The 3,030-nt window shown below is 43.7% G+C and carries 1 protein-coding gene and 1 pseudogene; one reads left to right on the forward strand and one right to left on the reverse strand.

Going from position 1 to position 3,030, the window contains the following annotated elements; translation table 11 throughout:
- Positions 1-927: pseudogene (locus BWI97_RS26250) on the reverse strand (alpha-L-rhamnosidase); the annotation flags it as partial.
- Between the two features lie 901 nt (positions 928-1,828).
- On the opposite strand from BWI97_RS26250, the gene BWI97_RS26255 reads away from it, so the two are divergent.
- On the forward strand, positions 1,829-2,767 hold the full coding sequence (locus tag BWI97_RS26255; protein ID WP_146011064.1) for a DUF5623 domain-containing protein: 939 nt from the start codon (positions 1,829-1,831) through the stop codon (positions 2,765-2,767).
- Positions 2,768-3,030: the final 263 nt, after the last annotated feature.

Consider the following 3,030-nt stretch of genomic DNA (forward strand, 5'->3'; position numbering starts at 1 on the left):
TATCCCGGAAAAGATCCCCTGGTAAGGGCTTTGATCAAGCGGTTCGGTAAAGAGAACATTCGAAGGACTTCGATAATTACTAATTTTCACCTCAGAGAAAAAGGCGGTATGTCCCTTCGGCACCGAAAACCCAATCTCGCCTAATACGGGAAACGCAATGAAATCACCTCCATTACCCAAGGGATTCAGTCCGGCTTCGGCCATGAGGTGACTTCGATCTTCGCCATCCACATAAAAGTGTGAAATGCCCAGGTTAGAGTGCAGGTAAATCCGGTGCTTGTCGTATTTATTCTGCTCATTGATTAGACTAAGGGGAATGGGAAAACTTTTTAATGGTTTCTCGGGATGATCCGAAGGATGATAGCCTGCCCGGTAGACCTGAAGTAGAGCCGTTCCGTTGTTGGATAAGGGACTAATATCGAGTTCAAGACGCAGATACGATTCATCTTTTCTATTGGCTAGCTTGAACAGGTTTTTATTAGGATCCATGAGCCGAGGGTCATTGGCTCCATAGACAAAACTGGCCCGCGTGGAAGACTTTTCAAGTTGCAGGCTATAACTTAGTTTAAACACGGGCAGATAAGATGAGTAAAGCACCAAACTCGTATCCGCCCCACCAATCCATTGGGCCCCGTTCCAGGCCGAACCGTCTGGATTCGTATCCATCAGTCCCGTTTCAAACCAGGATTCTGACCGGTGGGCACGATGGGCCTGATCCCACACCTGAAGCTGCCACCGGTACCGGGTACGGGCTTTCAGCGGTTTCCCGGCGTAGGGAATGGCTAGAGAACTACTGCTTTTTGTTTTTTTAGAATCCCAAACAGGCTGCCCCCTTTCATCCGTAACGACCAGTTGATAGGCCGTTTGACTAGATCCTCTGGTTGGTGTTTGCATTTGCCAGCTAAAACGGGGACGCTCGACATCCATACCCAGCGGAGTTGGAGTGTACTCAACTTGTAGGTTTTTAAGATGAACTTGAGCAGTGGCTATGCATGAACAAAAAACAAAAAGGGCAAGTAAGAGTGGTACTCTGAAGTTCATGATGTGATCGAACGAGTGGGGCTTAACAAGCGAGTAATTATACTTGAGTGTATCTTGAGTAAGATACTACCAATAAAATAAGATAGCTAAAACTAGGAGTTGTACTCGCCGACAATATCCTGTACTATCCTGCCCGGTATGAGACCTAAGAAGTTAGTTAGGTATAGATTTAAGATTAAGTAAGTACAGCGTACAGAATAGACTAAGCTCCGAGTAAGTCGATCCAGTTTTGCAATGAGGAAGGTTGCCCCGTAAGTTTTGTAATAACTGATGCCGGCCTGATGCTGGGGCTAATCAATTTTTTTACCGGATTAAAAGTCGGTGAAGCTAAGAAGCACTACTCTTTTTAACCGGTTGAAATTTTCAACGACTTGCTTTTGAGCTCCAGGTCCCATACCGTAACTGCTTGATCGGTCAAGACCCGATAATACACCATTCACTAGCAAATATATTTTAAATTATTTCATTAATTCACTGTTCCACTGAGATGAAAATGATAAATCAACTGTTCATAACGTTTTGGAAAGGTTCGTTTGTAAAATGCCATAGGATTTTTTATCCAAGCCTTATTATTCAATAAAGATTAATTAGCTAGTCTTGCCAATTCTCATACTGATTCTTACCTTAGTAGCAGAGCTTTCAGCAGAAGCTTGCCACTCGTCTCCAGCGAAGCCGTATCGGTACTGCCTTGACTCGTTTTGATATTGTTCACTATCGAAACCCCAATTCTCGCAATAGAGAATGCTAGACGGGTGACATTTTTCTGGCGGGAATGCTAGATGGTTCGATGGAACGTAAAGCAAAAGGTCATACCGCCAGCTTTCTCAAGCGGCAAGCCCAACAATTAAAAAAGCAATTAGGCATTGCTCACTACAGTGCCCTGGATCTGGCATCTAAACAGGCCGGCTTTTCGAATTGGAAACATTTTCTTAACAGCTCTTCGGCAAGTGCTCAATACCCTCAGAAATTAGTTCGTCAAGTTCCTTCGCCGGACGTGCTAAAGTACCGCATTGCGTTTTCTACAACGTCCAGTAAGCGTCCGAATGCTGTTATGCCCCTTGCAGCTCACCTTGCGATCGCTAAGTTACTTCAAGAGTCTCTTGCCATTACTGCTTTTCATAAGCGAGCAAATAAACCAATTGGAGATGTACGGGCTACTCTGGATGATTGGCTTCAAAATGAATATCCTAACAGCAAGCAGCTTTCAGATGAAGAGTTTCATTCTATGTATTATGGCCATCACGGGTACGTAGATGAAATCAATCCTTCCAAGAAGCAAAAACAAAAAGCGAGCAAACTTCTAGAAGCTGTAAAGGAGGTTCTTTCTCTTCATTATCACGACTGTCAGCCGGTGCAACGGCTTCTTGAAAAGCTCGATTTAGCTTTAGAGTGGACTAAGCTCTGGCCAAACCCTCAAAAATCACGTACTCGATCTGCAAAAGTTCTTTCAGCAGGAACCTTGATCCGGACTAAACAGGGCAAACAATTGGCTCTTGTTATTGAACATTATGGATACGACGATCTTGTTAGATGCTACTGTGATTCAGGGAATCTAGTTTTATCACGCTCCGAGTTGGTGGTGGTTCGTAACCAAGCCGAAGCTCAACAGTTTTGGCCTATGCGTTTGTATATACCCTACGGAAAATGGAGTTGTGAAGATGGTAGCGAGGTGCTCTTTAACCGGGATTATCAACCGTTATGGATTAAAAACCAGATGGTGAGGTAGGAGCTATCGATCCCGATACATGGATTAAAGAAAAAGGGCTGCCCATTTTTTATTTCAATGACGGTACCAGACCTTGGGGTGGAGATAAAACAACCTTTCGCCTAGGAATGATTACACTTAGAGAATGGGGCGTACAAAACAAAAGAAGCCGTTTGTTGGAATTACTTGCTACCGCCATAGAATTAGAAAGTACCGAAATTCTAATCTCCAAGAATCCGTTAAAATTCTATCCTTAATAAAAAAGGCTGCCAATAAGGATGAAT

The sequence above is a fragment of the Siphonobacter sp. BAB-5405 genome, assembly GCF_002872335.1.
GTDB lineage: Bacteria > Bacteroidota > Bacteroidia > Cytophagales > Spirosomataceae > Siphonobacter.